General features: G+C 71.9%; 23 protein-coding genes and 1 tRNA gene. 18 read left to right on the top strand and 6 right to left on the bottom strand.

Annotation, left to right across the window (positions count from 1 at the left end; genetic code table 11):
- Positions 1–5 precede the first annotated feature (5 nt).
- The gene (locus IEZ25_RS20905; protein WP_191201422.1) at positions 6–1,697 is read left to right on the top strand and encodes a CTP synthase; all 1,692 of its coding nucleotides are present in this window, start codon (positions 6–8) and stop codon (positions 1,695–1,697) included.
- A 7-nt stretch (positions 1,698–1,704) separates the two neighbouring features.
- On the opposite strand, the gene IEZ25_RS20900 is transcribed toward IEZ25_RS20905, so the two are convergent.
- Both IEZ25_RS20900 and pepN read right to left on the bottom strand, forming a co-directional pair.
- Positions 1,705–3,225, bottom strand: a complete 1,521-nt coding sequence (locus tag IEZ25_RS20900) for a hypothetical protein (RefSeq protein WP_191201421.1) — start codon at positions 3,223–3,225, stop codon at positions 1,705–1,707.
- 64 nt (positions 3,226–3,289) lie between these two features.
- The gene (pepN, locus tag IEZ25_RS20895) at positions 3,290–5,746 is read right to left on the bottom strand and encodes an aminopeptidase N (protein ID WP_191201420.1); all 2,457 of its coding nucleotides are present in this window, start codon (positions 5,744–5,746) and stop codon (positions 3,290–3,292) included.
- Between the two features lie 45 nt (positions 5,747–5,791).
- On the opposite strand from pepN, the gene IEZ25_RS20890 reads away from it, so the two are divergent.
- The 4 genes from IEZ25_RS20890 (at position 5,792) to IEZ25_RS20875 (ending at position 11,685) form a co-directional block, all read left to right on the top strand.
- Positions 5,792–6,409 carry an NUDIX domain-containing protein gene (locus IEZ25_RS20890; RefSeq protein WP_191201419.1) on the top strand — a complete coding sequence of 206 codons (618 nt, stop codon included), beginning with the start codon at positions 5,792–5,794 and terminating at the stop codon, positions 6,407–6,409.
- 62 nt (positions 6,410–6,471) lie between these two features.
- Positions 6,472–7,587, top strand: a complete 1,116-nt coding sequence (gene ald / locus IEZ25_RS20885) for an alanine dehydrogenase (protein WP_191201418.1) — start codon at positions 6,472–6,474, stop codon at positions 7,585–7,587.
- Positions 7,588–7,606: 19 nt separating this feature from the next.
- A complete protein-coding gene (gene xerD, locus IEZ25_RS20880) occupies positions 7,607–8,527 on the top strand; it encodes a site-specific tyrosine recombinase XerD (protein WP_318152379.1) in 921 nt (306 codons plus the stop codon).
- Positions 8,524–11,685, top strand: a complete 3,162-nt coding sequence (locus IEZ25_RS20875; protein WP_191201417.1) for an ATP-binding protein — start codon at positions 8,524–8,526, stop codon at positions 11,683–11,685. Before xerD ends, IEZ25_RS20875 begins: the two co-directional genes overlap by 4 nt.
- On the opposite strand, the gene IEZ25_RS20870 is transcribed toward IEZ25_RS20875, so the two are convergent.
- Positions 11,669–12,487 (bottom strand): ABC transporter permease, encoded by an 819-nt coding sequence (locus tag IEZ25_RS20870; RefSeq protein ID WP_191201416.1) that lies wholly within the window; start codon positions 12,485–12,487, stop codon positions 11,669–11,671. The two genes, IEZ25_RS20875 and IEZ25_RS20870, sit on opposite strands and share 17 nt — an antisense overlap.
- Positions 12,484–13,509 (bottom strand): ATP-binding cassette domain-containing protein, encoded by a 1,026-nt coding sequence (locus IEZ25_RS20865; protein WP_191201415.1) that lies wholly within the window; start codon positions 13,507–13,509, stop codon positions 12,484–12,486. The genes IEZ25_RS20870 and IEZ25_RS20865 overlap by 4 nt, the downstream gene beginning before the upstream one ends.
- A gap of 82 nt (positions 13,510–13,591) precedes the next feature.
- On the opposite strand from IEZ25_RS20865, the gene IEZ25_RS20860 reads away from it, so the two are divergent.
- The 12 genes from IEZ25_RS20860 (at position 13,592) to der (ending at position 25,456) form a co-directional block, all read left to right on the top strand.
- Entirely contained in the window at positions 13,592–16,198 is a 2,607-nt protein-coding gene (locus IEZ25_RS20860) for a DEAD/DEAH box helicase (protein ID WP_191201414.1), read from the top strand.
- Between the two features lie 397 nt (positions 16,199–16,595).
- A complete protein-coding gene (locus tag IEZ25_RS20855; protein ID WP_318152378.1) occupies positions 16,596–17,501 on the top strand; it encodes a ParA family protein in 906 nt (301 codons plus the stop codon).
- Between the two features lie 2 nt (positions 17,502–17,503).
- On the top strand, positions 17,504–17,857 hold the full coding sequence (locus IEZ25_RS20850) for a hypothetical protein (RefSeq protein ID WP_191201432.1): 354 nt from the start codon (positions 17,504–17,506) through the stop codon (positions 17,855–17,857).
- Positions 17,854–18,756, top strand: coding sequence for a segregation and condensation protein A (locus tag IEZ25_RS20845; RefSeq protein WP_191201413.1), 903 nt, complete (start codon positions 17,854–17,856; stop codon positions 18,754–18,756). The genes IEZ25_RS20850 and IEZ25_RS20845 overlap by 4 nt, the downstream gene beginning before the upstream one ends.
- Positions 18,753–19,559, top strand: a complete 807-nt coding sequence (gene scpB, locus IEZ25_RS20840; RefSeq protein ID WP_191201412.1) for an SMC-Scp complex subunit ScpB — start codon at positions 18,753–18,755, stop codon at positions 19,557–19,559. The genes IEZ25_RS20845 and scpB overlap by 4 nt, the downstream gene beginning before the upstream one ends.
- Positions 19,556–20,359, top strand: a complete 804-nt coding sequence (locus IEZ25_RS20835) for a pseudouridine synthase (RefSeq protein WP_191201411.1) — start codon at positions 19,556–19,558, stop codon at positions 20,357–20,359. Before scpB ends, IEZ25_RS20835 begins: the two co-directional genes overlap by 4 nt.
- A 20-nt stretch (positions 20,360–20,379) precedes the next feature.
- Positions 20,380–21,189 (top strand): helix-turn-helix domain-containing protein, encoded by an 810-nt coding sequence (locus IEZ25_RS20830; RefSeq protein ID WP_191201410.1) that lies wholly within the window; start codon positions 20,380–20,382, stop codon positions 21,187–21,189.
- A 51-nt stretch (positions 21,190–21,240) separates the two neighbouring features.
- Positions 21,241–21,633: a VOC family protein gene (locus tag IEZ25_RS20825; protein WP_191201409.1), complete on the top strand. Its 393-nt coding sequence runs from the start codon at positions 21,241–21,243 to the stop codon at positions 21,631–21,633.
- A 43-nt stretch (positions 21,634–21,676) separates the two neighbouring features.
- Positions 21,677–22,054, top strand: a complete 378-nt coding sequence (gene aroH / locus IEZ25_RS20820; protein WP_191201408.1) for a chorismate mutase — start codon at positions 21,677–21,679, stop codon at positions 22,052–22,054.
- The gene (locus IEZ25_RS20815; protein WP_191201407.1) at positions 22,047–23,132 is read left to right on the top strand and encodes a prephenate dehydrogenase; all 1,086 of its coding nucleotides are present in this window, start codon (positions 22,047–22,049) and stop codon (positions 23,130–23,132) included. The genes aroH and IEZ25_RS20815 overlap by 8 nt, the downstream gene beginning before the upstream one ends.
- A gap of 11 nt (positions 23,133–23,143) precedes the next feature.
- Positions 23,144–23,854: a (d)CMP kinase gene (gene cmk / locus IEZ25_RS20810; protein ID WP_191201406.1), complete on the top strand. Its 711-nt coding sequence runs from the start codon at positions 23,144–23,146 to the stop codon at positions 23,852–23,854.
- Between the two features lie 246 nt (positions 23,855–24,100).
- On the top strand, positions 24,101–25,456 hold the full coding sequence (gene der / locus IEZ25_RS20805; RefSeq protein WP_224749437.1) for a ribosome biogenesis GTPase Der: 1,356 nt from the start codon (positions 24,101–24,103) through the stop codon (positions 25,454–25,456).
- 41 nt (positions 25,457–25,497) lie between these two features.
- Here the strand turns inward: der and IEZ25_RS22030 are convergent, their stop codons facing one another.
- The gene (locus tag IEZ25_RS22030; protein WP_263575273.1) at positions 25,498–25,629 is read right to left on the bottom strand and encodes a hypothetical protein; all 132 of its coding nucleotides are present in this window, start codon (positions 25,627–25,629) and stop codon (positions 25,498–25,500) included.
- Positions 25,630–25,827: 198 nt separating this feature from the next.
- On the opposite strand from IEZ25_RS22030, the gene IEZ25_RS20800 reads away from it, so the two are divergent.
- A tRNA-Pro gene (locus IEZ25_RS20800) sits at positions 25,828–25,901 on the top strand.
- A gap of 266 nt (positions 25,902–26,167) precedes the next feature.
- Here IEZ25_RS20800 and IEZ25_RS20795 read toward each other — a convergent pair.
- Positions 26,168–26,431, bottom strand: a complete 264-nt coding sequence (locus IEZ25_RS20795; protein ID WP_191201404.1) for a tyrosine-type recombinase/integrase — start codon at positions 26,429–26,431, stop codon at positions 26,168–26,170.
- Between the last annotated feature and the right edge of the window lie 106 nt (positions 26,432–26,537).

The raw sequence follows: 26,537 nt of genomic DNA, 5'->3' as shown, positions 1-26,537 counted from the left end.
GGCCCGTGAAGAACCCCACGCCGACCAAGCACGTATTCGTGACCGGAGGCGTCGCCTCCTCGCTCGGCAAGGGGCTCACCGCCTCCAGCCTGGGCCAGCTGCTGAAGTCGCGCGGCCTGCGCGTCACGATGCAGAAGCTGGACCCCTACCTCAACGTCGACCCGGGCACGATGAACCCGTTCCAGCACGGCGAGGTCTTCGTGACCAACGACGGCGCCGAGACCGACCTCGACATCGGTCACTACGAGCGCTTCCTCGACACCGACCTCAACCAGATCGCCAACGTGACGACCGGGCAGGTCTACTCCACGGTGATCGCCAAGGAGCGTCGCGGCGACTACCTCGGCGACACCGTTCAGGTGATCCCGCACATCACCAACGAGATCAAGGACCGCATCCTCGCGATGGGCGGGCCCGAGATCGACGTCGTCATCACCGAGATCGGCGGCACCGTCGGCGACATCGAGTCGCTGCCCTTCCTGGAGGCCGCCCGGCAGACGCGCCACGAGATCGGGCGCGACAACTGCTTCTTCATCCACGTCTCGCTCGTGCCCTACATCGGCCCCTCCGGCGAGCTCAAGACCAAGCCCACCCAGCACTCGGTCGCCGCGCTCCGCTCGATCGGCATCCAGCCCGACGCCATCGTGTGTCGGGCCGACCGTGAGCTCCCGGACGGCATCAAGCGCAAGATCGCGCTGATGTGCGACGTCGACGACGACGCCGTCGTCACCGCCGCCGACGCCCCGTCGATCTACGACATCCCGAAGGTGCTGCACCGCGAGGGCCTCGACGCCTACGTCGTACGCCGCCTCGACCTGCCGTTCCGCGACGTCGACTGGACCACCTGGGACGACCTGCTGCGCCGGGTGCACCACCCCGACGAGGAGGTCACCATCGCGCTGGTCGGCAAGTACGTAGACCTGCCCGACGCCTACCTGTCGCCTGCGGAGGCGCTGCGAGCCGGCGGCTTCGCCCACAAGGCGAAGGTCAACATCCGCTGGGTCCCCTCCGACACCTGCGAGTCCGAGGCCGGCGCCGCCAAGCACCTCGCCGACGTCGACGCCGTCCTGGTGCCCGGCGGGTTCGGGGTCCGCGGCATCGAGGGGAAGCTCGGCGCGCTGCGCTACACTCGCACCCACGGCATCCCGACCCTCGGCCTGTGCCTGGGCCTGCAGTGCATGGTCATCGAGTACGCCCGCAACGTCGCCGGCCTGCAGAAGGCCGGCTCGACGGAGTTCGACCCCGACACGGTCGAGCCGGTGATCTCCACGATCGAGGAGCAGAAAAAGTTCGTCGACGGGGCCGGCGACCTCGGCGGCACCATGCGCCTGGGCCTGCAGAAGGCCGACCTCCTGGCCGGCAGCGTGGTGCGGGCGGCGTACGGCGCCGAGACGATCGAGGAGCGGCACCGCCACCGCTACGAGTTCAACGACGCCTACCGCGAGACCCTGGCCGAGGCCGGCCTGGTGTTCTCCGGCGTGAACCCCGAGCTGGGCCTGGTGGAGTTCGTCGAGCTGCCCGCCGACGTGCACCCCTACTACGTCGCGACCCAGGCGCACCCGGAGCTGCGCTCGCGCCCGACGCGCCCCCACCCGCTCTTCGCGGGCCTGGTGGGTGCGGCGATCGAGCGCCAGCGCTCCGAGCGCTTCCCGATCGACGAGTCCGGGCTGCGCCGCAAGGACGAGGACGAGGCCTGAGACCGACTCAGCGGCCGAGGTCGGCGGACCGGACGACGAAGCAGCAGCCGCCGTCCTTGCGGTTCGCGCCACCGCCCTCGCCGTAGACCATGCTGAACCGGCCGCGTGCGTCGACGCCGAGCACGGCGTTCATCGAGTAGCGGCCGATCTCCCGGACAGGGCCCCACGAACCCGCGGCGCTGTAACGGCGCACCCGGCGCGGTGACCAGCCCTTGGTGCCTGGCTCCTCCCAGGTGATCGTGACGGCGCCCGAGGCTGCGATCGCCATCGACGCCTCCTCGATGGTCCAGGCGTACTCCCGGCGTGCCTTGCCGGTCCACGACTGCGTCCAAGCACCGCCCGCGACGTCCTGCACCACCAGGAAGTGACGGCGCCTGAGCATCGCCTGGTCGATGACGTGCCCACTGATGGCGACGCGACCGGTCGGGGCGATGCCCACGTCGGTGAAGTTGCCGAGCGCGAAGGTGATGGCGGTCTCGACCGGTCCCCAGACGCCGTCCGGCCCGCGACGGCGCAGCTGGATGTTCTTGCTCCCGGTCCAGGCCACCACGGCCTGGCCGTCGGCGGTCGTCGCGACCTGGGGGGAGAGGGCCTGGGTGCCCTCGGAGACGGTCTCCACGCCCCAGGCCCCGCCGGGCGCGTGGGTGGCCGTGCGGACGCGCTGGGTGGAGTAGTCGCCGCCGGGGATCTCGGGCCAGACCAGGCTCGCCACACCGCGGTCGTCCATCACGATCGACTGCGCGCGCGAGTCGACGTCCCACGCCGGGTCGCCGGTGAGCTGCACCGGCGCCTCCCATCCGGAGCCGGGGGAGCGGTAGGTCGCGACCACGTTGATCGGGCGGCTCTTCGTGGTGAACCAGAAGTCGGGCGCCCAGGTGATGGCCGCGTGCCCGGCGTCGGACACGGCCACGTAGGGGAACGCCGCGCGCTCGCCCTTCGGCGACAGCGCCCGGGGGCGCGACCACTTCCCGGCCTTGTTGCTGGTCGCCACCATCACGCGCACGGAGTCGCCGCGCGACTGGGTCCAGACGGCCGTGGCCCGGCCGCGGATGTCGACGGCGACGTCGGTGTGGCCGGCGTACTCGAGCTTGCCCGTGCGGTTGAACGGCGCGGTCATCCGCTTCGGCCTGCTCCAGGTGCCGGACGGTGAGCGGCGCGCGGCCATGACGACCCGCTTGCTGCTGCCCGAGCTGGACCACAGGGCGTAGCCGACACCCGAGGCGGAGACGTCGTATGACCAGTCGACGACGTAGGGGAACGGCCCGCTCCCCACGGGGCGGCTCCTCGGGGTTCGGATCCTGCCTCCCGCGGCTCGGGCCTGGGTCGGCCCCTCGCGGACGCTGGCCGCACCGGCCGGCCGCATCGTGCGCGGGCCGCCGTCGGGTCCGCGATCCGCCACCGCCGTGCGGTCGGCGGAACCGCCGGAGGGACCACCGCTCGCAGCGCCGGCGGGGGCCGGGACCGGGGTGATGAGTCCGAGGGCGAGAGCCGGTGCGGCCAGGACGGCGAGTCTGCTCGAGCGCGTCATGGGACCATCCCAGCACACAGCGCACATCTGTCCAGCCTCGCGGGCGGGGCAGGACAGATGTGCGTCAGAGCGCGCGGGCCTGCAGGATCCGGCCCAGCACGAACGAGTTCGCCCGGAGCTGGTTGCGGGCGTACGCCATCAGGCTGGTGTCGTCGGCCGCCTGCTCGGCTGCGGCGAGGAAGTCGGCGTCGCCGGCCCCGAGCGGGTACATCGCGCGGATGGTGAGGCCCTGGTTGAGCAGGCCTCCCTTCAGGGTGTGCAGCTCCTCGAGGTAGCGGTGCGTGAACGGGGCGAGCAGCTCGGCCTGGCCCGGACGCCAGAACGTTGATCCGAGCACCAGGGTCTCCCGACTGGCCGGGACGGCGTAGTCGACGAAGAACGCCTGCCAGACCTCCTCCTTGGCCTCGCGCGTCGGGTGGGCCGCGAGCACCGCGAGGCGGCGCATGCCGGCGTCGGGGTCGGGGTCGGACTCGAGGAGCCGTCGGACGCCGTCCTCGTCGTAGTCGCCCAGCTCCGAGCGGCGCACGGCCATCCGCCAGGCGAGGTCGAGGTCGGTGGCTCGCGCGGCTGCGTCCTCGAGCACCGACCAGTGGGCCTCGGTCGACGCCGAGGCGGCGAGGGTGCGGAGCGCCGCCTGACGGGCGTCGGGGACGTCGACCAGGGTGACGGCGACGTCGGCCAGCCCCCGCAGCAGGGCGGGGGACTCCGAGGCGGGAGCCCACCGGTCGGAGACCTGGAGCGCGTGGGCCAGGAACGGCTCGATGAGCGCGGGACTCGTCTCGGTGGCCAGCGCCCGGGTGAGGCCCGCCGCCACGTCGCGGGGCGCGGCGTCGCCGAGGAGCAGCAGCTGCCCCGCGGTGGCGCCGACCAACGCCCGGTCGAGCGGGTCGGGGAACTGCTGGACACGCTCGAGCATCAGGCGCAGCGAGGTCGGATCCGGCTTGACGGCGGCGAAGGTGAGGTCGCCGGCGTTGACCAGACGGAGGTCACCTGCCGGGAGGTCGACGGGGGTGCGCGTCCCACTCACCTCGTGCGAGGAGCGCGCGACGGACACGAGCTCGTCGCCCGAGGCGTCGAACACCGCGATGTCGAGGCGGTGCGGTCGCGGCGCCTGTCCGTCCGTGGTCTCGACGACGAGCTCGTCGCCGTCGAGGGAGAGGACGTCGGTGCCGGCCTCGTCGAGCCACGAGCGCGTCCACTCCGAGAGATCGCGGCCCGAGGCGCGGGAGTAGCAGGCCATCAGGTCGTCGAGCGTGGTGTTGGTGTAGGCGTAGCGGCCGAAGTAGTCGCGCAGGCCCGCGACGAAGGCTGCCTCGCCGATGTAGGCGACGAGCTGGTGCAGCACGCTCTGGCCCTTGACGTAGGTGATCGCGTCGAAGTTCGACATCGCCGACGACACGTCGAGGACCTCGCTGCGGATCGGGTGCCGCGCCGGGCTCATGTCCATCTCGTAGGCGGTCCGCTTCGATGCCGCGAGGAACGTCGCCCACTGGTCGCTGAACTCGCTCGCACTCGCCATGCCCCAGTTGGCCGCCCACGACGCGAACGCCTCGTTGAGCCACAGGTCGTCCCACCACTGCATGGTGACCAGGTCGCCGAACCACATGTGCGCCATCTCGTGGAACACGAACTCGGCCCGCACGGCGCGCTGCGCGTGCGTCGGCGGCGTACGGAAGAGCTGGCCGTCGCCGTAGGTGACGCACCCCCAGTTCTCCATCGCGCCGCCGAGGTTGGGCACGAAGACCTGGTCGTAGCGCTCCTGGGGGAAGGGGAAGCCGAACTGCTCACCGAAGAACGCCAGCCCCTGGCGGGTCAGGGTGACCAGCTCGTCGAGGTCGCGCTCGAGGATCGAGGCGAGCGACTGACGGCAGTAGAAGCCCAGGTCGTGGCCGTCGTGCTGCTGGCGCACCTCGTGGAACGGGCCCGCGTTGACCACCACGACGTACGTCGAGAGGCGCGGGGTATCGGGGAACGTCCACACCCGGGCGTCGAGCGCCGCGCCGGGGTCGGCGTCGACCACCGACTCGGGCGCGCCGTTGGAGGTGACGAGCCAGGACGACGGCGCAGTGACCTCGAAGCGGTGGGGCGCCTTGAGGTCGGGCTGGTCGAAGCACGCCCACACCCGGCGCGCCTCGTCGGGCTCGAGGCTGGTCCAGACGTAGACCAGCTTGTCCGTCGGGTCGACCGTGCGCAGGATGCCCTCCCCGGTGCTGGTGTTGGTGGTGCTCGCCTCCACGACCAGCACGTTGTCGGCCGCCAGCGCCGGCAGCGGGAGCCGGCCGTCGGCCGCGCCGGAGACGTCGACCTCCTCGCCGTTGAGGGTCGCTCGGGCGATGTCCATGGCGACGTCGACGAAGGTCGTGGCGCCGGGCTCGGAGCAGGTGAAGGTGATGGTGCTGACCGACGACCAGACGTCCCCCTCGAGCAGCCCGACCATGTCGACCGCGATGTCGTAGCGCTGCACCTCGAGGAGGGCGGAGCGAGCGGCTGCTTCGGACGAGGTGAGGGTCGACAGGCTCATGGATCCGAACCTACTCACCCTGACCAGCCGCGCTAGCGTCTGGGCATGCCTGCTCCCGTGCCTCTCGCCGACCGCCCTGCGTCCTGGCCCGTGGTCTCGACCCGCGACCTGCACCGCGACGACTGGATCGTGGCGCTTCGCGAGGACACGATCACCCGACCCGGTCACCCCGAGCAGTTCACCCGCATCAGCCTCGAGCACCCGGGCGCGGTCGTCGTGCTGGCCGTGGACGACGACGAGCAGGCGGTGCTGCTGAGGCAGTACCGCCACACCAGCGGGCACGAGTTCGTCGAGCTGCCCGCTGGGCTGCGCGATGCGGGTGACGAGCCCGCCGTCGAGACCGCGAAGCGCGAGCTGCGCGAGGAGGTCGAGCTGGAGGCCTCGGACTGGCGCCAGCTGCTCAGCACCTATGCCAGCGCGGGCATCAGCGACGAGGTGCACGTGATCTTCCTGGCGCGCGGCCTCACCCACGCACCGCGCGGTGACTTCGAGATGCAGCACGAGGAGGCCGAGATGGAGGTCTTCCGCGCTCCGGTGTCGGACCTCCTCGAAGCGGTGCTGGAGGGACGGGTCCGTCAGGGTCCGCTGGCGCAGGCGGTGCTGGCGTACGAGGTGCTGAGGCAGCGGGGCGCCCTGGACCACCCGGAGGACCTCGCGGAGTAGTGTCGCCCTCGCTGTGAGGCGGCCCACATCGTGGTGGGTCCCCTGATCCCGAGGAGCAAGGCATGAAGGTCGGCGTCCCCAAGGAAGTCAAGAACCGCGAGTACCGCGTGGCATTGACCCCCATCGGTGTGCACGAGCTGGTCCAGCACGGCCACGAGGTCGTCGTCGAGAGGTCCGCGGGTGTGGGCTCGCAGATCACCGACGAGGAGTACGTCGCAGCGGGGGCGACGATGCTGGAGTCGGCCGATGACGTGTGGGGGACCGCGGAGATGGTCTTGAAGGTCAAGGAGCCGGTGGCTGAGGAGTACTCCCGGATGCGGGAGGGCCAGACGCTGTTCACCTACCTCCACCTCGCCGCCGACAAGCCGCTGACCGAGGAGCTGATGGCGCGCAAGGTCACCGGCATCGCCTACGAGACCGTGCAGCTGCCCTCGGGCGGGCTGCCGCTGCTGTACCCGATGTCGGAGGTCGCGGGCTGTCTGGCCCCGCAGGTCGGTGCGCACAGCCTGCTGAAGGCCAACGGCGGACGCGGGGTCCTGATGGGCGGCGTCGGTGGCGTGGCGAACGCGAAGGTCGTCATCATCGGTGCTGGGGTCTCGGGGCAGAACGCGGCGAACATCGCGCTCGGGATGGGTGCGGACGTGACGTTGCTGGACACGGACCTGGACAAGCTGCGGATGTCGTTCTGGCGCTACGACAACCGGGTCCACGGCCTGGCGTCCTCGAAGCTCGCCATCGAGCAGCAGGTGATGGAGGCCGACATGGTGATCGGGGCGGTGCTGATCCCGGGTGCGGCTGCCCCGAAGCTGGTCACCAACGACCTGGTCTCGCGGATGAAGCCCGGTTCGGTGCTCGTCGACATCGCGATCGACCAGGGCGGGTGCTTCGAGGACTCCCACGCCACCACGCACGACGACCCGACCTACGAGGTCCACGACTCGGTGTTCTACTGCGTGGCCAACATGCCCGGTGCGGTGCCGAACACCTCGACCTACGCGTTGACGAACGCGACGCTGCCGTACGTGGTCGCGCTGGCCGACAAGGGCTGGCAGCAGGCGCTGCGCGAGGATCGCAGCCTCGCACTGGGTCTCAACACCCACGCCGGGCAGCTCACCAACGCTCCCGTCGGCACCGCCGTCGGCATCGACGCGGTGGAACTCGACAGCGTCCTGGGGTGATCTGCTGGTGAGTGGTGGGGTGAGGCTGGGCCGCGCCGTCCGCACGTATCTCGACCACCTCGCGGTCGAGCGCGGCCTGGCTGCCAACACGCTCAGCTCCTACGCGCGCGACCTGGCCCGCTACGACGAGTTCCTCGCCGGGCAGGGCCTCGAGGACCTCGACGCCGTGACCGAGGCGACGGTGGCGGAGTTCCTGGTGAGCCTGCGCGAGGGGAGCGAGTCGCACCCGCCGCTCAGCGCGACGTCGGCGGCACGGTCCGTGGTGGCCGTGCGCGGCTTCCACAAGTTCGCGGTCTCCGACGGCCTGGCCACCGCCGATCCGGCAGCCGCGGTGAAGCCGCCGACCCCGGCCAAGCGGCTCCCGAAGGCCCTCCCGCTATCGGACGTGGAGGCGATCCTCGAGGCGTCCGGCGCGCCGGACACCGTGCTGGCACTGCGCGACCGGGCCCTCCTCGAGGTGCTCTACGGCACCGGCGCCCGCATCTCGGAGGCGGTCGGCCTCGACGTCGACGACCTCGACCCGGTCGACGGCACCGTGCTGCTGCGGGGCAAGGGCGGCAAGGAGCGGCTGGTGCCCGTCGGCAGCTTCGCCCGCGAGGCGGTCGAGGCCTACCGCGCACGTGCTCGCCCGGAGCTCGTCGGTGCGGGCCGGGGCGGCCCGGCCATGTTCCTCAACTCGCGCGGGGGTCGGCTCTCCCGCCAGAGCGCCTGGGCGGTGCTCGTCAAGGCGGCCGACCGGGCGGGGGTGAGCGCATCGGTCTCGCCGCACACGCTGCGGCACTCCTTCGCCACCCACCTCCTCGACGGCGGCGCCGACGTGCGCGTCGTGCAGGAGCTGCTCGGTCACGCCTCGGTCACGACGACCCAGGTCTACACGCTCGTCACCGTCGACAACCTGCGCGAGGTGTTCGCGACGGCCCACCCGCGAGCGCGCGAATGAGGGTCCGCCTGCGGCTCCTGGGTGCACCGACGTGGGAAGGGACACCCCTCGTCGGTGCTCGGCCGCAGGCGCTGCTCGCGGCGCTGGTGCTCGAGCCGCGCGGCCTCACGGTCGCCCAGCTCGTCGAGCAGGTGTGGGAGGACGACCCGCCCGCCACTCCCGGCAAGGCGCTGCAGGTGCTCGTCTCGCGCGTGCGCTCGGCGACGACGGCGACGGTGATCGACCTCACCGGGGCGGGTTACCGCCTCGGCCTGGACCCCGACGAGGTGGACGTGCTCGCCCTCGGCCTGCAGGTCGCGGAGGCCCGGGAGCTGCTCCGTGCGGGTGACGCCGTGCGCGCCGCCGAGGTGGCGGAGCGGGCGCGCACCTGGCCGGAGCCCGCCCTCGACGACGCGACCGGACCACTGGCCCGGCTCGGGGTGCTGGTCGCCCGCACGCTCGACGCGGCTGACGACGTCCTCGGGCGAGCGCTGACACGGCAGGGCAGGCACGTGGAGGCGCTGCCGCTGCTCGAGGCGGCAGCCGAGCGCTGGGTGGACGACGCCGGCGTCCTCGCCGACCTGCTGCGCTGCATGGCGGCGATCGCGGGCCCGGCGGCCGCTCTGGGCCGCTACGAGACCTACCGCGAGGACGTCGCCGAGCGGCTCGGCGTCGATCCGGCTCCGGAGCTGCAACGCCTGCACCGCGAGCTTCTGGCGGCCGACGACCCCGTGCGGACCGGTCTGAGGTACGACGGCGCAGGCCTGCTCGGCCGCGACCAGGACCTCGCGCGGCTGCGCAGCGCGCTGACGTCGTCCCGGCTGGTGACCGTCCTCGGGCCCGGCGGGATCGGCAAGACGAGCGTCGCCCAGGTCCTGGCCGGCGAGTCGTCGCTGCCGCACGTCCGCGTGGTGGAGCTCGTCGGTGTGGGCGCCGGTGACGACGTGGCCGCCGCCGTGGGCGCGTCGCTGGGCGTCCGCGGTTCGCTCGCGACCCGGCTGGTGCTCACCCCTGCCCAGCAGGCCGACGTACGCAGCCGGATCGCGCAGGAGCTCGACAGCGGCCCGACCCTGCTGGTGCTCGACAACTGCGAGCACGTGCTCGAGCCGGTGGCCGCCCTGGTCGCGTTCCTGCTCGCCACCACCCGCGACCTCCAGGTCCTGGCCACGAGCCGTGCACCGCTGCGCCTCGCCGCCGAGCGGGCGGTGCCCCTCAGCCAGCTCTCCAGCGCCGACGCCGAGGAGCTCTTCATGCAGCGCGCGTCGGCCGCGCGTCCGGACGCCTCGCTCGACCCGTCGTCGGTGCGAGAGGTGGTCCGTCGCCTCGACGGGTTGCCGCTCGCCGTCGAGCTGGCGGCGGCACGGGTGCGGACGATGACGGTCGACGAGGTCGCCGGCGCGCTCGAGGACCGCTTCGCGGCCCTGCGCAGCCGCGAGCGCAGCACGCCCGACCGGCACCGCACGCTCGAGGCCGTCATCGCCTGGTCGTGGGACCTGCTGGCGCCCGACGAGCAGCGCGCCCTGGCGTGGCTCTCGGTCTTCCAAGACGGCTTCGAGCGCGCGAGCGCGGTGACGATGCTCGGCCGGGACGGCTCCGACCTGGTCGACGCGCTCGTCGAGCAGTCGCTGCTCGGGCTGACCGAGGACGACGGGACCGCCCGCTTCCGCGCGCTGGAGACCATCCGCGAGTACGCCGCCGCGCGGTTGGCCGACACCGGGGAGCAGCTCGCCGCCCTGGAGGCGCAGCAGCGCTGGGCGCGCGAGCTCGCCGCGAAGTGCCACGACCTCGTCGTCGCCGACGACCAGATCCCGCTGGTCGACCTGCTGGTGCGCGAGCAGAACAACCTCACCGACGTGCTGCGCCAAGCCCTGTCCGTCGCGGACCGCGGCCTGGTCGCGCAGCTCGCGGCGCTGCTGGGCGGGCTGTGGACCATCACCGGCGAGCAGCCTCGCATCTTCGCGATCTGCGACTCGGTCACCCAGATGCTGTCCGGCTGGGACGTGCCGGCCGAGCTCCGCCACGACGCCCAGGAGGCCAGCGGGGTGATGCTTATCCACCTGACCTGGCTGCCCGAGGTCGACACCAGCGGGCTGCGCCACCTGCTGGCGGGGGAGCGGCCGAGGGGCGCGTGGGGGGCCATCGGTCACACCGTCCACGTCGCCGACGAGCCGGCCGACACCGCGAGCAGGCTCGCCTCGGTGGCACGGGAGAGCACACCGGCCCTGGCCGGCGCACTGCTCATGTGGGCTGCGATCGTGGCCGAGAACGACGGTGACGTGCACGCAGCCGAGGCGTACGCCGAGCAGGCCCTGGGAGTGGGCCCGCTCCCGCCCTACCTCCTCGCCTCCCTGCACGCCGAGCTCGGCCAGCTGGCGATGGCCGTGGGCGACCACCGCCGAGCCGCCCACCACGCGGCGATCGCCTGGCCGCTGCTCGCCCGGCTGCACGCCCAGACCGACGCCTACAGCCTCCGGATGGCGAGCGCTGTCTCGCCCCTGCTCGACGGTGACGTCGACCTCGCGGAGGCGATGCTCGAGGAGCTGGGCGAGCCCGACGGCGACACCGCCCAGATGGGGGCCCGGCTCACCTGGCACGTCGCCCACGCCGAGCTCACGCTGGCGCGTGGTGACCACGCCGAGGGCATCCGCCGCTACGACTCCCTCGTGCAGATGGTCGTCGACTCCGACCAGCAGCTCGGCCCGAGCCCGTGGCTGATGCTGTCGGCGTCCGCAGCGCTGGTGGCGCGCGTGCGGCACAGCGCCGAGCAGGACGATCCGCGCGCCCGCGAGCTCCGCGACCTGATCGTGGCCACCGGCGGTGTGCCACCGGAGGGCCGGCTGTGGGTGAGCGACCTCCCGCTCAACGGCGTGATCCTGGTGGGGCTCGCGGCATGGGTCCTGCGGTTCGGTCCGCCCCACCAGCACGAGGACGGCGTACGCCTGCTGGCGGTCGCGCACCGGTGGGCCTACAACCGCAGCATCCCGGTGATGGCCTGGGAGCCGATGGTGGAGCTGGCCGACGCGTCGGCGCCGGGACGTCTCGACCGGCTCGTGGAGGAGCTGGCCGAGCGTCCCGGTCCGGAGCTGGTGGCGGGGACCGCTGCGGTCGTGGCGCGCCTGCGGAGGACCTGGCTGAGCGAGCCCGGGCGGACGGGCCCCGGGCTCACATCTTCCGGTTGAACGACCTCACGGCGAGCGGCGCGAAGATCGCGATGACCGCCGCGCACCCCACGAGCGCCCAGCCGACGTTCGCCGTGACGGCACCGTCGTTGGCGAGGTCGCGGATCGCGGTGATGACGAGGGACACCGGGTTGACGTCGGCGAAGGCACGCAGCGGTGCGGGCATGGTCTGGGTCGGCACGAACGCGTTCGACAGGAACGTCAGGGGGAACATCACCAGCAGGGAGATGCCCTGGACTCCCTGCGCGTTGCGGCCGAGGATCCCGAAGAGCGTGAAGATCCACGCCAACGACCACCCGGCCAGCATCGCGAGGAGCACCGCACCCGCGACGCCGAGGAAGCCGCCTCCGGGACGGTAGCCGATGGCGATGCCGACGGAGAACGTCAGCACCGAGGCGATGAAGTAGCGCAGCAGGTCGGCGAACATCGGTCCGGCGAGAGGGGCGATGCGCGAGATCGGCAGCACCTTGAAGCGGTCGAAGACCCCGGTGTCCATGTCGGTGCGCAGCTGGACGCCGGTGGCGACACAGGCGGTGAGCACCGTCTGGCCGATGAGTCCCGGGATGATCAGCGGCAGGTAGCTGCTGACGTCACCGGAGATCGCGCCGCCGAAGATGTAGGCGAACATCGCGGTGAAGATCAGCGGCTGGATGGTGACGTCGAACATCACCTCCAGGCTCCTGCGCATCTTCACAGTGGCCCGCCACGCGAGCGTCGCGGTCTGGCTGACGGTGTCGGCCAGGCCGACGCGGGTGTCGCCGCCCGACAGCACGTCGGGGTCGGTCATGGTCACAGAGCTCATCGAGATGCCTCCATCTGCAGGTCGTGGTCGGTGTGCGAGGCGGCGTCGTCGGCGCCCGTCGCCTCCTGGGTGTCGTGGCCGGTCAGGGCGAGGAACACCTCGTCGAGCGAGGGCTTCTGCACGGTCACCGACTCGATCGACACCCCGCGGTCGCGCAGGGCGACGAGGACGTCGATGGACTGGTCGGTGCGGGTGAGCGGCACGTTGACGCGTCGCGCCTCCGGGGTCAGCACAGCCTCCTCGCCGAGCAGCCGGCGGGCCTCGTCGGCGACGAGGGAGAGGTCGGCGGGGTCGGCGAGCTGGAGCTGCAGGGTGGACTGCCCGACCGACGACTTGAGCTCGTCGGCGGTGCCCTGGGCAACCTTGACGCCGCGGTCGATCACCGCGATCCGGTCGGCGAGCTGATCGGCCTCGTCCAGGTACTGCGTCGTGAGCAGGACCGTGCAGCCGGTGCGGACCAGGTCGCGGATGGTGTCCCACATCTGCCCGCGGGTGCGCGGGTCGAGGCCGGTCGTCGGCTCGTCGAGGAAGATCAGCGGGGGACGGGTGAGCAGGCTCGCGGCGAGGTCGAGCCGGCGGCGCATGCCGCCGGAGAAGGCGGAGATCGGCTTCTTCGCCGCATCCGTGAGGTCGAACTGCTCGAGCAGCTCGGCACTGCGGGCACGGGCCTCGGCCCGCCCGACGCCCTGGAGCCGCGCGAAGAGCCAGAGGTTCTCGGTGGCCGTGAGGTTCTCGTCGACGGACGCGTACTGGCCGGTGACGCCGAGGAGGCGGCGTACGGCGTGGGGCTCGGTGCGGACGTCGCGGCCGAAGATCGCGGCGTCGCCCTCGTCGATGTGCAGGAGCGTGGCGAGCATCCGCAGCATCGTGGTCTTGCCGGCGCCGTTCGGACCGAGGACGCCGAAGACCTCGCCGCGGTGCACCTCGAGGTCGATGCCGTCGACGGCGCGCTGCTCGCCGAACCTCTTGACGAGCCCTGAGGCCCGGACCGCGAGCTCGGTGGAGTGGTGATGAGTGGTCATGCAGCGAGCCTGCGCCCGCCCGGTTTCACCGTGGTTGCGCGCCGCCGCGGTGCGTGAAACCCGCGGATGGAAGGATCGGGGCATGCCGGATCCTGTGCGCCTCGACACCCGGGTGCCGACGGGCGCCGATCCGGACGCGGTCTACGACGCCTTCACCGGCTGGGTGGCCGACCGGGGGCTCGAGCTCTATCCCCACCAGGACGAGGCGGTCATCGAGCTGCTGGGCGGCAACCACGTCATCCTCGCGACGCCGACCGGCTCGGGGAAGTCGATGGTCGCGATCGGCGCGCACGTCGCGGCACTGGCGCAGGACAAGGTCAGCTTCTACACCGCACCGATCAAGGCACTCGTCAGCGAGAAGTTCTTCGCCCTCATCGAGGTCTTCGGCGCCGACAACGTCGGCATGCTCACCGGCGACGCGGCGGTGAACCCCGACGCCCCGATCATCTGCTGCACCGCGGAGGTGCTGGCCAACATCGCCCTGCGCGAGGGCCGAGGTGCCGACGTGGGCCTCGTCGTGATGGACGAGTTCCACTTCTACGCCGAGCACGACCGCGGCTGGGCGTGGCAGGTGCCGCTCCTCGAGCTGGTCGACGCGCAGTTCCTGCTGATGTCGGCCACCCTCGGCGACGTGTCCTTCCTCGTCGAGGACCTCGCGCGGCGCACCGGGCGCGACACCGCGGTCGTCGACGAGGCCGAGCGGCCGGTGCCGCTGAGCTTCCGCTGGTCGATGGAGCCGCTCGACGACACGCTCGAGGAGCTGGTCTCGACCGGGCAGGACCCGGTCTACGTCGTGCACTTCACCCAGGCCGCGGCCGTCGAGCACGCCACGAACCTCCTGCGCAGCCTCTCGAGCAACAAGCTGAAGGTCGACAAGGAGGCGATCGCCGACCGGATCGGCGCCTTCCGCTTCGGTGCCGGCTTCGGCAAGACCCTCTCGCGGATGGTGCGCAACGGCATCGGCGTCCACCACGCCGGCATGCTCCCGAAGTACCGACGGCTGGTCGAGACGCTGGCCCAGGCAGGGCTGCTGCGTGTCATCTGCGGCACCGACACCCTGGGCGTGGGCATCAACGTGCCGATCCGCACGGTGCTGTTCACCGGGCTGGCCAAGTTCGACGGCAACCGGCAGCGCGTGCTCCGGACGCGGGAGTTCCAGCAGATCGCCGGCCGGGCCGGGCGCGCGGGCTACGACACGGCCGGCTACGTCGTCGTACAGGCGCCGGAGCACGTGATCGAGAACGAGCAGGCCAAGGCCAAGATCGCGGCCCGGGTGGCCGCAGGCAAGAAGAAGTCGAAGGCCCAGCTCAAGAAGGCGCCCGAGGGCACCGTGGTGTGGACCGAGCAGACCTTCGACAAGCTCGTCGCGGGTGTCCCCGAACGACTGGTCAGCCGGATGAAGGTGGACAACGCGATGCTGGTCAACGTGGTGTCGCGCGAGGAGGACGCGTTCGGGGTGCTGCGTCGCCTGCTCACCGACAACCACGAGGACCGCCGCGGGCAGCTGCGACTGGCCCGACGCGCGCTGCGGCTCTCGCGCTCGCTGGTGCGGACCGGGATCGTCACGCGGCTGGCAGAGACCGACACCTTCGGTCGGCGCTACGTGCTCGGCGCGGACGTGCCCGACGACTTCGCGCTCAACCAGCCGCTCGCGCACTTCGCCCTGGCCGCCTTCGACGTGCTCGACCCCGAGTCGGAGACCTACGGACTCGACGTGGTCTCGATCGTCGAGGCGGTGCTGGAGGCGCCCCGACAGATCCTGATGGCGCAGCAGCACGCCGCCCGAGGAGCTGCCATCGGGGAGATGAAGGCCGACGGCCTGGAGTACGACGAGCGGATGGCGCTGATCGAGGAGATCACCTGGCCGCAGCCGCTGCGCGAGCTGCTCGAGGCGCTCTTCGAGACCTACCGCCAGACCCATCCCTGGCTCCACGACGACGCGCTCGGGCCGAAGTCGGTCGTGCGGGAGATGTGGGAGCACGGGATGGGCTTCACCGACTTCGTCGGTCGCTACCAGCTCGCCCGCTCCGAGGGGCTGGTGCTGCGCTACCTCACCGACGCCTACCGGACGCTGCGCCAGACCGTCCCGGAGACGCACCGCGCACCCGAGGTGGAGGACGTCATCGAGTGGCTGGGGGAGACCGTCCGGCAGACCGACTCCTCGCTGCTCGACGAGTGGGAGGCGCTGTCGGATCCCGACCACGTCGCGTCCACGGTGTCGCACCACGAGCCGCCGCCACCGCCGCGACCCCTCTCGAAGCAGGAGCGTCCCTTCCGCGTGATGCTCCGCAACGCGATGTGGGCGCGCGTCGACGCGGTCTCCCGCGACGACCTCGACACGCTCGTACGCCTCGAGCGCAACGCCGCCGACCGCCTCGACCCGCCCCGCGCGGTGGTCGTCGGGCGCTCGGTGTGGGACGCAGCGCTCGAGGACTACTACGCCGAGCACGACTCGGTGCTCACCGACGGTGACGCGCGCGGCCCCGACCTGCTGGTGGTGGGCCCCGAGCGCGTCGGTGAGCCGGTCGGCTCCGAGGAGGGCACCGCCGCCCGGGTGCGCGACGTGCGCCAGACGATCCACGACCCCGAGGACCACCACGACTGGGTGATCGAGGCCGTCGTCGACTGCGACGCGACCGACGAGTCGGGCGAGCTGGTGCTCGCGACGACGGCGATGCGACGGCTCTGACGACGGGCCGTGGGCGGCCAGGACGCCCGTGAGCCAGTGCACATCTTTGTGCACAGGCACCCGTCGTCCTGTGCACGGGACCGTGGGTCCGTGCACAGATGCGCGAGGCCGCCTGTGGGACTGGCGCCCGGTGTTGTGGGCGTCGTCGACGTGGTCCTAGAGTCGCGCGGATGCCCGCGGCAGAACTGTCGACGTGTCGACAAAGCTCGGGGTCGTCGGCGTGGTCCAATCAAGGCATCGATCGATGCGTGAAGGAGCTGGCATGAGCGGTGCGGGATTCCCGGGTGGAGACACCGGCAGCAGTGCCTCCGAGATGCCGCCGCTGCTCCGACCACCGCTCCCGACGCCGCATCCCCCTCCTGCAGCACCCAGCCGAACCCCTCGAGACGAGCAGCCCGTGACCCAGCCGATCCCCTTCGAGCGCCCGATCGAGGCGATCCCCGAGCCGACAGCCGCGGAGGTGCCGCTGGGGCCGACCGGTCGCCCGATGCCGGTGTTCGCGGAGCCGGCGGCGCTGACCAGCCACGGCGGCGCGCGGGTGGTCTCGATGTGCAACCAGAAGGGCGGGGTCGGCAAGACCACGACCACCATCAACCTCGGCGCCTCGCTCGCCGAGCTGGGGCGCAAGGTCCTGCTGGTCGACTTCGACCCGCAGGGCTCGCTGTCGGTGGGCCTGGGCCTCAACCCGCACGAGATCGACCTGACCATCTACAACCTGCTGATGGACCGCGAGGTCACCCTCGACGAGGTGGTGGTGCCCTCGGGCATCGCCGGCATGGACCTGCTGCCCTCGAACATCGACCTGTCCGCCGCCGAGGTGCAGCTCGTCCACGAGGTCGCCCGCGAGCAGACCCTGCAGCGGGTGCTGGCTCCGGCGCTCGAGCACTACGACGTCATCCTCATCGACTGCCAGCCGTCGCTGGGTCTGCTGACCGTCAACGCGCTCACCGCCTCGGACGGCGTGATCGTCCCGCTCGAGTGCGAGTACTTCGCGCTGCGCGGCGTCGCGCTGCTCAAGACGACCATCGACAAGGTGCGCGAGCGGCTCAACCCCAAGCTCGAGATCGACGGTGTCCTCGGCACCATGTTCGACGGCCGCACGCTCCACAGCCGCGAGGTCATGGAGCGCTTGGTCTCCGCCTGGGGCGACACCGTGTTCCACACCGTCATCCGTCGCACGGTGAAGTTCTCCGACGCGACAGTGGCCGGCGAGCCGATCACGGCGTACGCCTCGTCGTCGACGGGTGCCGACGCCTACCGCATGCTGGCGAGGGAGGTGCTCACCCGGTGGCCCGCCGAGTGAGCATGCCGGCCGCGGACGACCTGTTCCGGCCTACCGTCGACAGCGCCGATGCCACCCAGGCCCCACCCGAGCAGCGCCACCGGCGCGTGCGCGCGGTCGCCGACGAGGACGACCGGGCCGAGCCCGCCGGCCCGAAGCGGCCCAGCGGCCGGGTGCGCCACGACGAGAAGATGACCGTCTACGTCACCTCCGACGAGCTGCTCGACATCGAGCACGCGCGACTCACCCTGCGTCGCGAGCACGGCCTCGCGGTCGACCGGGGTCGCCTGGTCCGCGAGGCGCTCGCGATCGTCCTGGCCGACGTGGAGGCGCAGGGCATCGACAGCCCGTTGGTCCAGCGGCTGCTGGACGAGTGAGCACCACCCAGGACCCCGGCACCGACCTCGCGACCGGCGCGGCGCTCGAGTCCGGCAGCGAGGCGCCCGCCTTCGCCGTGCACCTCGACAACTTCGAGGGACCCTTCGACCTGCTGCTCGGGTTGATCGCCAAGCACAAGCTCGACATCACCGAGGTGGCGCTGTCGCAGGTCACCGACGAGTTCATCGCCCACGTGAAGAACCTGGGCGAGGCGTGGGACCTGGAGGCGACCACGTCGTTCCTCGTGGTCGCCGCCACGCTGCTCGACCTCAAGGCCGCCCGCCTGCTCCCGCAGGGCGACGTGGAGGACGAGGAGGACCTCGCCCTGCTCGAGGCCCGCGACCTGCTCTTCGCGCGGCTCATGCAGTACCGCGCGTTCAAGCAGGTGGCCTCGGTGATGGAGGAGCGACTCGCGGCCGAGTCCCGCAGCCACCCCCGCGCGGTCGGCCTCGAGGAGCAGTTCGCGACGCTGCTGCCCGAGGTGCTCATCGGCATCGGGCTCGAGCAGTTCGCCCAGCTGGCGGCCCGGGCACTGGAGCCCAAGCCGGTCCTCGAGGTGTCGCTGCAGCACATCCACGCCGCGAAGGTGAGCGTGCGCGAGCAGGGCCAGGTCGTCGTGGACCGGCTTCGTCGCAGCGGCACGATGACGTTCCGTGCCCTGTGCGGCGACTCGCCGGACCGGCTCACGACCGTGGCGCGCTTCCTGTCGCTGCTCGAGCTGTTCCGTGAAGGGGCGGTCGCCTTCGACCAGGTCACCCCGCTCGGGGAGCTCACCGTGCGCTGGACCGGCGCCGAGGACGGCGACGTGGAGATCACCGACGAGTTCGACGGCGCACCGCCGCCCGACGACGCACCACTTCCGTCGGCACCGGCCGACCGGCCCGAGGAGGACCAGTGAGCGAGCAGCAGCCCGAGCCCGACGAGGAGACGGTCGACGCGCCGCAGGTGCCGGAGACCGCCCCCGAGACCGACGTCGACACCCTCGCGGTCGCCGTGGCCGAGCTCCGTCCCGCGCTCGAGGCGATCCTGATGGTCTCCGACGAGCCGCTCGACCGGGTCCGGCTCGCCTCCGTCGTCGGCCACCCGGTCGACGACGTCGAGGCCGCGCTGGTGGCGCTGGCGGGGGAGTACGCCGAGCAGGGCCGCGGCTTCGACCTGCGTGCGGTCGCCGGTGGATGGCGCTTCTACTCGCGCCCGGAGTTCGCGGGCGTGGTCGAGTCGTTCGTGCTGGAGGGGCAGCAGGCCCGCCTGACCCGCGCTGCCCTGGAGACGCTCTCCGTCGTCGCCTACAAGCAGCCCGTCTCCCGCGCGCGCGTGTCCGCGATCCGTGGCGTCAACGTCGACGGCGTGATGCGCACGCTGCTCAGCCGCGGGCTCGTCGAGGAGGCCGGCCAGGACGAGCAGAGTGGCGCCAACCTCTACCGCACCACGTCGTACTTCCTCGAGCGCATCGGCATCACCTCGCTGGAGGAGCTGCCCGAGCTCGCGCCGTACCTCCCCGACATGGACGACCTCGAGGACGAGCTCGCCAGTGTCGCCGGCCTCGACGCCCCGGCGGCCGAGCCCGGGGCCGAGCCGTCTCCCGCGGCCGCGCCCGATCACGCGCCCGATCACGCGCCCGACGACGTACGCGACCTGCCGCACCCGTCGCCCCACAGCGGCGCCGGCACCGAGCCCGACGGCGGGACCGAGATCTCATGAAGCCCCACGACGCCCCCGACAACGACCAGCCCAGCTCCCAGCGGCCCGAGACCGACGAGGACGGCCAGATCCGGCTCCAGAAGCTGCTCGCCCAGTCGGGCGTGGCCAGCCGCCGCAAGTGCGAGGAGCTCATGCTCGAGGGACACGTCGAGGTCGACGGCGAGGTCGTCACCCGCCTCGGCACCAAGGTCGACCCCCGCACCGCCGTGATCCGGGTCGACGGCAAGCGGTTGCCGCCGATCAGCGACAAGGTCTACCTGGTCCTCAACAAGCCTCGCGGCGTCGTGTCGACGATGAGCGACCCCGAGGGACGGCGCACGCTCGGCGACCTCGTCGCGGACCGGCCTGAGCGGCTCTTCCACGTCGGCCGGCTCGACACCGACACCGAGGGCCTCATCATCCTCACCAACGACGGCGACTTCGCCCAGCACCTCGCCCACCCCTCGCACGAGGTCGACAAGACCTACGTCGCCGAGGTCGAGGGCGAGGTGCACGTGCGCACCGTGCGCCAGCTGCTCGCCGGCGTCACGCTGGACGACGGCCCGGTCACGGTCAGCCATGCCCGGGTGCTCGGCGGCGATCCACGGCGCGAGGGCAGCAACCGCTCGATCGTCGAGCTCACCATCCACGAGGGCCGCAACCGCATCGTGCGCCGCCTGCTCGACCACGTCGGCCACCCGGTCCGCCGACTGACCCGCACCCGGGTCGGTCCGGTCACCCTGGCGAGGCTCAGGGCCGGTGACATGCGCGAGCTCACCGTGGCCGAGCTCGGCGAGCTGATGGACAGCGCCGACCTCTGAGACCGGCGTAGGCTCGCCCCATGCCCGTCGTGCACCCCGCGCTGGCTCCCTACCTCCGCACGATCACGACCTACGACGTCGCCTTCGGCGGACCGGGCGTCCACATCGGGATGCCGTCGACGGAGCTGACGTTCGTGCTGCCGCTCGACGAGCCCCTCGAGGTGTCGTGGGACGACGAGCCGCTGACACGCACCGTGGGCTGGTCGTCGGTGTCGGGGCTGCACACCACGGCGGCGGCCGTCCACCACGGCCACCACCAGCGCGGCATCCAGCTGGGCCTCACCCCGTCCGGCGCCCGGGCGCTGTGGGGCGTGCCGGCCAGTGCGCTCGCCGGCCGGCTCCTCGGCCTCGACGACGTCGATCCCGGGCTCGCCGACCTCCCCGCGCGCCTGGCGGACCTGACCTCGTGGGACGCCCGGCTGGCCGTCGTCGAGCGAGCCCTGCTCGACTCGCTCGACCGCCACGCGCAGCGCCCCCCGCGCCCGGAGGTCGGTCAGGCGGTGGCGCTGCTGACCCGGGGGCGCTCGGTCGCCGCGACCGCCGCCGACGTCGGCTTCAGCAGACGGCGGCTGACCACCCTGGTGCAGGACGAGGTCGGCGTCTCGCCCAAGTCATTCCAGCGGCTGGCGAGGTTCGGGCGGGCCCATGACGTGATGCGAAGGTCTGTGCTGGCCGGTGAGGTCTCGGTCGCACGCGTGGCCGCCGAGTGCGGGTACGCCGACCAGGCGCACCTCGCCCGGGAGTGGACCGGGTTCGCGGGGTGCAGCCCGTCGGAGTGGGTGCGCCGGGAGTTCCCAAACGTCCAAGCCGTGGGCGCCGGACCTGCGTGATCCTGACGGTGGGGCCGGATCGGCCGGCCCGACGACCGAGGAGGAACACCCATGACCGACGTCTCCGGCACCACCCTGTGGCACTCGTTCTCCGTGCGTGACACAGAGCTGATGACGGCGTGGCTGAGCGCGATCGGCTTCACCGAGCACGCGACCTACCGCGACGAGCAGGATCCGACCGTGGTCCTCCACGCCGAGTGGGCGTGGCCCGGTGGAGGCGGGATCATGTTCGGCTCCGATCGCGACGACGGTGCGCTCACCGGAACCGGGCCGGCTGCGGCGTACCTCGTCACCCCCGATCCGGACGCGGTCTTCGAGGCCGCGATCGCGGCCGGGGCGACGGTCGTGCGCCCGATGGTCGACCAGGACTACGGGGGCCGCGGCGGCAGCGTGAACGACCCGGAGGGCAACCACTGGTCGTTCGGTGACTACCAACCGTCCTGAGACGGCCCACGGACGGACGGGGGGTCTGGCCTAGGGTTCTCCCGTGGCAGTCAGGGCAGTGCGTGGGGCGACCCAGCTCGAGGAAGACACGCGGGAACACATGCTGGACCGGGTGGCCGAGCTCGTCACCGACGTGATGGAGGCCAACGGCCTCGAGGTCGACGACTTCATCTCGATCATCTTCACCGCGACCAGCGACCTGGTCAGCGAGTTCCCGGCCTACGCCGCGCGGCAGCTCGGGTTCTCCGACGTGCCGCTGGTCTGCGCGCGCGAGCTGGAGATCGAGGGCTCGATGCCCCGCGTGGTGCGGCTGATGGCGCACGTCGAGACCGAGACACCGCGCGCGGAGGTCACCCACGTCTACCTGCACGGGGCGGCCAACCTGCGACGCGACCTCGCCCGGACCACCAGCCATGACTGACGACGTCCTCCCGGACCTCGCAGGTCCGATCGAGGTCGTCGGCGCCGGGCTGATCGGCACCTCCGTCGGCCTCGTGTGCCGCCGCCTCGGCCTCGACGTGATCCTGCGGGACACGTCGGCGGAGAACCTGCGCACCGCTCACGGCCTCGGCGCCGGACGGGCGCCCCTGCCGGGTGACCGTCCCCAGCTGGTCGTGGTCGCGGTGCCGCCGGTCGCCATCGCCGACGCGATCGTCGACGCCCTGGGGCGCACGGACGCCGTCGTCACCGACGTCGGCAGCGTCAAGGCGGCACCGCTCGCGGCCGTCGCGGCGCGCGCGAGCGCGGTGGACCTGAGGAGGTACGTCGGGTCGCACCCGATGGCGGGCAGCGAGCGGTCCGGACCCCTGGCGGCCAGTGCCGCGCTGTTCGACGGGCGTCCGTGGGCGGTCACCCCCCACGAGGGCGCCGACCCCCGCGCGGTCGGGCTGGTCGAGGCGCTCGTCCTCGAGTGCGGCGCGTCCCCGCGGGTGATGAGCCCAGCCGAGCACGACCGCGCGGTCGCCCGCATCTCCCACCTGCCGCACCTGGCCGCCGTCCTCGTCGCCGGGCGGCTGGTGACGGCACCCGAGGAGCACCTCGCGCTTTCCGGGCAGGGGGTCCGCGACGTGACCCGCGTGGCGGCGAGCGACCCCGCGCTGTGGCGGCAGATCCTCGAGGCGAACTCCACCGCGGTGCTCGACCTCCTGGCCGAGGTCCGCTCCGACCTCGACGAGCTGATGAGCGCCGTGGCAGCCGACACCGGTGCCGACCTGGTCGAGATCCTGGCGCGTGGCAACGCCGGGACGCAGGCGATCCCCGGCAAGCACGGTGGGCCGGCCCGACCGACCCGCTCGGTCTTCGTCTCGGTTCCCGACCACCCCGGCGAGCTGGCCCGGCTCTTCGGGGACGCCGGAGAGATCGGCGTGAACATCGAGGACGTCCGCATCGACCACGATCCCGGGCGGCCCGTCGGGCTCACCGAGCTCGTCGTCGACCGCAGCAGCGCCGAGCACCTGCTGGCCGCTCTCGAATCCCGCGGCTGGACCACTCACCGGTAATCTTCTCGGCCGTGACCACCGTCGACAGCACCGCAGATCCCGGCCCCCTCGTCATCGCGGTCGACGGCACCTCCGGCTCGGGGAAGTCGAGCACCTCCCGTGGGGTGGCCGACCGGCTCGGACTGCGCTACCTCGACACCGGCGCGATGTTCCGCGCGATGACCTGGTGGCTGCTGCGTGAGGGAGTCGACGTACGTGACCCGGCCGCGGTGGCGGCCGTCGCCGAGCGCCCCACGATCGTGTCGGGCACCGACCCGCTGGCGCCCACCATCACCGTCGACGGGCTCGACGTGTCGGTGGAGATCCGCGGCGACGACGTCAACGCGGCCGTGAGCCCGGTCAGCGCGGTGCCCGCGGTGCGCGCGCTGCTGCTGGACCTCCAGCGCGAGGTCATCGGCGCCGGAGGCATCGTGGTCGAGGGACGTGACATCGGGTCGGTCGTCTGGCCCCAGGCCGCGGTCAAGGTCTACCTCAGCGCCGACCCCGGGGCGCGCGCCCAGCGGCGTACGGCCGAGGAGGGCGGCACCGACGTCGCCAGCACCCAGCAGTCCCTGCTCGAGCGCGACCGGATCGACTCCGGTCGCGCCACCGCACCCCTGACCATGGCCGACGGCGCCGTCCACATCGACAGCACGCACCTGACGCTGGAGCAGGTCATCGACCGCATCGTCGACCTGGCCGTCTCGACCGAGGTGCGAGCGGGGTCGCGGGAGGGGTCGTGAGCCCCGGGCCGGCGAGCCCGCCCGTCCGCATGGCCGGCGAGCCGTGGCGAACGGCACAGCAGGCGTGGCGGCGCTCCCGGGAACAGACGGCCTCCGGGTCGGTGTTGTGGCGGGAGCACCTGCTGCCCAGGCCGGAGAGCATCCTCTCGCAGACGCGACGATCCGCGCTCCGACCCCGACCTGGGCGACAATCGGAGGACGACCCCGACACCGGGCTCGTCGAGAACGCAGAGAGCTGTGAGCACATTGAGTGAGTACGACGCCGTCGCCGTCGAGACCGAGACCGGTCCGACGCCCGTGCTGGCCGTGGTGGGACGTCCCAACGTGGGCAAGTCCACGCTGGTCAACCGGATCATCGGCCGTCGCGAGGCCGTCGTCGAGGACCGCCCGGGCGTCACCCGCGACCGGGTGTCGTACGACGCCCACTGGAACGGGCGCGCCTTCACGGTGGTCGACACCGGTGGCTGGGACCCTGACGCCCGTGGTCTCGCCGAGCGGATCGCCGGCCAGGCCGAGGTCGCCGTCTCCCTCGCCGATGCGGTGCTCTTCGTGGTCGACGCCACCGTCGGGATCACCGACGCCGACGAGGCCGTCGTCCGGATCCTCCGCGCATCCGGCAAGCCGGTGGTGCTGGCCGCCAACAAGGTCGACGACCAGCGCACGGAGGCCGAGGCGTACGGCCTGTGGAACCTCGGACTGGGCGAGCCGTGGCCCGTCTCCGCGCTGCACGGTCGCGGTTCGGGTGACATGCTCGACGCGATCCTCGCCGCCCTGCCCGAGACGCCGGAACAGGTCTTCGACGAGGTCGGGGGACCGCGTCGCATCGCGATCGTCGGCAAGCCCAACGTCGGCAAGTCGTCACTGCTCAACATGCTGGCCAAGGAGGACCGCGTCGTCGTCGACAACGCCGCGGGCACGACCGTGGACCCGGTCGACGAGCTGATCCAGCTCGGTGACCGCACCTGGCGCTTCATCGACACCGCCGGCATCCGCAAGCGGGTCAACCAGGCGTCGGGGCACGAGTACTACGCCTCGCTGCGCACGACGACCGCGATCGACCGCGCCGAGGTGGCCGTGCTGGTCCTCGACGCCAGCGAGACGGTCTCCGAGCAGGACATGCGGATCATCCAGACGATCCGCGACGCGGGTCGGGCGATGGTCATCGCCTTCAACAAGTGGGACCTCGTCGACGAGGAGCGCCGCTACTACCTCGAGCGCGAGATCGAGCGTGACCTCGTGCAGCTGCAGTGGGCGCCACGGATCAACTTCACCGCGCGCACCGGCTGGCACGTCGACCGGCTCGTCCCGGCGATCGACCGCGCCCTCGAGGGTTGGGAGACGCGCGTGGGCACGGGTGCGCTGAACACCTTCCTCGGTCGGCTGGTCGCCGAGCACCCGCACCCGGTGCGCAGCGGCAAGCAGGCGAAGATCCTGTTCGCGACCCAGCCGTCGGTGGCCCCGCCGACCTTCGTGCTGTTCACCAGCGGCAAGCTCGACGCGGCCTACGAGCGCTTCGTGGAGCGGCGGCTGCGCGAGGAGTTCGGCTTCGTCGGCACGCCGATCGTCATCAACCAGAAGCCGCGCGAGAAGCGCAAGCGCTGATCAGTGGGGTCCGGGTCGGGCCGGACCGTCTCGGAAGTCGGTCAGCCGCGCGCGTCGACGTGGGTCGGCGTCTGCGGCGGCTCGGCGTCGGCGTGCGGCGCGGCGAGGCTCAGCCCTGCTGCCGTCGCCAGCACGGCGACCAGCAGGCCAGCGCGTCGAACGAGTGATGTCACGGAGTGCCCCTCAGGTTGATGATCCATCCTGTTCCTCCGGGTGGCATCGGGGTCGGGGAATGCACCGGAATAGCCCAGATTGGCTACCTCGGGCGACCGTTCGTGCGCGTGCGTGCACGAGGGGCGGGCCGATTCCGTGTCACCTGCGGGCCTGCGGTAGTGTTCCCCTCGCTCCACGGGCCTCGCGCCGGGAGCACTCGGGCTGTAGCGCAGCTTGGTAGCGCACCTGACTGGGGGTCAGGGGGTCGCAGGTTCAAATCCTGTCAGCCCGACCGAGAGAAAGCCCCTGACCTGCGGAAACGCAGGCCAGGGGTTTTCTTGATCTTGAGCCAAGAAGACGAAGTGTCCGTTTACTGTCCATGAACGCGTCGCGCTTGAGCCCCTTTGCCGCTAAGCGTTGGGTCGTGCTGCGCTGCGTCGCGTCGAACTCGAGCGCCCGTCGAGGACGTCATTTGGATGGTTGAGTGCGCGTTCTGCTGCCGGCGAAGTCCTCCAAGAGGGCCGTCACGTCAGGCGTCGACCGGTCCCTGACGATGTACTACTCCCTGGTGATGTCTGCGGAGGAGTGCCCGAGGACCCGGGCGGCCGTTTCCGAGTCGACCGTGCGGTCGATCAGTGTGGCCACGGTCTTGCGGAAGGTGTGGGGTGTGACCCAGTCGAGGCCGGTGTCTGCGCGGATTGCACGCCAGCGCCGTTCGATGTTGCCGACTTGGTGCCAGGTGCCATTGCGGGTCGCGAAGACCGCATTTTGAACCGCCCCGGGATGTCCGGAGAGCTGATTCGTTGGAGGGATCACTCTCATGGCACGTCCCTCGAAGTACCCGCCCGAGTTGCGTGAGCGCGCGGTGCGGATGGTGTTGGAGTCGCGTGCGGACTATCCGCACGAGGCGGCTGCGATCAGGTCGATC

The sequence above is a fragment of the Nocardioides hwasunensis genome (assembly GCF_014779665.1).
Taxonomy (GTDB): domain Bacteria; phylum Actinomycetota; class Actinomycetes; order Propionibacteriales; family Nocardioidaceae; genus Nocardioides; species Nocardioides hwasunensis.
Note: the sequence above shows the minus strand (reverse complement) of the source record. Positions and strands in the feature narration are given on the sequence as shown.

Coding starts and splice junctions, on each gene's coding strand:
- IEZ25_RS20900 (WP_191201421.1), bottom strand. CDS start 3,225: ATGACGCGCTCGAGCAGACTCGCCGTCCTGGCCGCACCGGCTCTCGCC.
- pepN (WP_191201420.1), bottom strand. CDS start 5,746: ATGAGCCTGTCGACCCTCACCTCGTCCGAAGCAGCCGCTCGCTCCGCC.
- IEZ25_RS20890 (WP_191201419.1), top strand. CDS start 5,792: ATGCCTGCTCCCGTGCCTCTCGCCGACCGCCCTGCGTCCTGGCCCGTG.
- ald (WP_191201418.1), top strand. CDS start 6,472: ATGAAGGTCGGCGTCCCCAAGGAAGTCAAGAACCGCGAGTACCGCGTG.
- IEZ25_RS20875 (WP_191201417.1), top strand. CDS start 8,524: ATGAGGGTCCGCCTGCGGCTCCTGGGTGCACCGACGTGGGAAGGGACA.
- IEZ25_RS20870 (WP_191201416.1), bottom strand. CDS start 12,487: ATGAGCTCTGTGACCATGACCGACCCCGACGTGCTGTCGGGCGGCGAC.
- IEZ25_RS20865 (WP_191201415.1), bottom strand. CDS start 13,509: ATGACCACTCATCACCACTCCACCGAGCTCGCGGTCCGGGCCTCAGGG.
- IEZ25_RS20860 (WP_191201414.1), top strand. CDS start 13,592: ATGCCGGATCCTGTGCGCCTCGACACCCGGGTGCCGACGGGCGCCGAT.
- IEZ25_RS20850 (WP_191201432.1), top strand. CDS start 17,504: ATGCCGGCCGCGGACGACCTGTTCCGGCCTACCGTCGACAGCGCCGAT.
- IEZ25_RS20835 (WP_191201411.1), top strand. CDS start 19,556: ATGAAGCCCCACGACGCCCCCGACAACGACCAGCCCAGCTCCCAGCGG.
- IEZ25_RS20830 (WP_191201410.1), top strand. CDS start 20,380: ATGCCCGTCGTGCACCCCGCGCTGGCTCCCTACCTCCGCACGATCACG.
- IEZ25_RS20825 (WP_191201409.1), top strand. CDS start 21,241: ATGACCGACGTCTCCGGCACCACCCTGTGGCACTCGTTCTCCGTGCGT.
- IEZ25_RS20815 (WP_191201407.1), top strand. CDS start 22,047: ATGACTGACGACGTCCTCCCGGACCTCGCAGGTCCGATCGAGGTCGTC.
- IEZ25_RS20795 (WP_191201404.1), bottom strand. CDS start 26,431: ATGAGAGTGATCCCTCCAACGAATCAGCTCTCCGGACATCCCGGGGCG.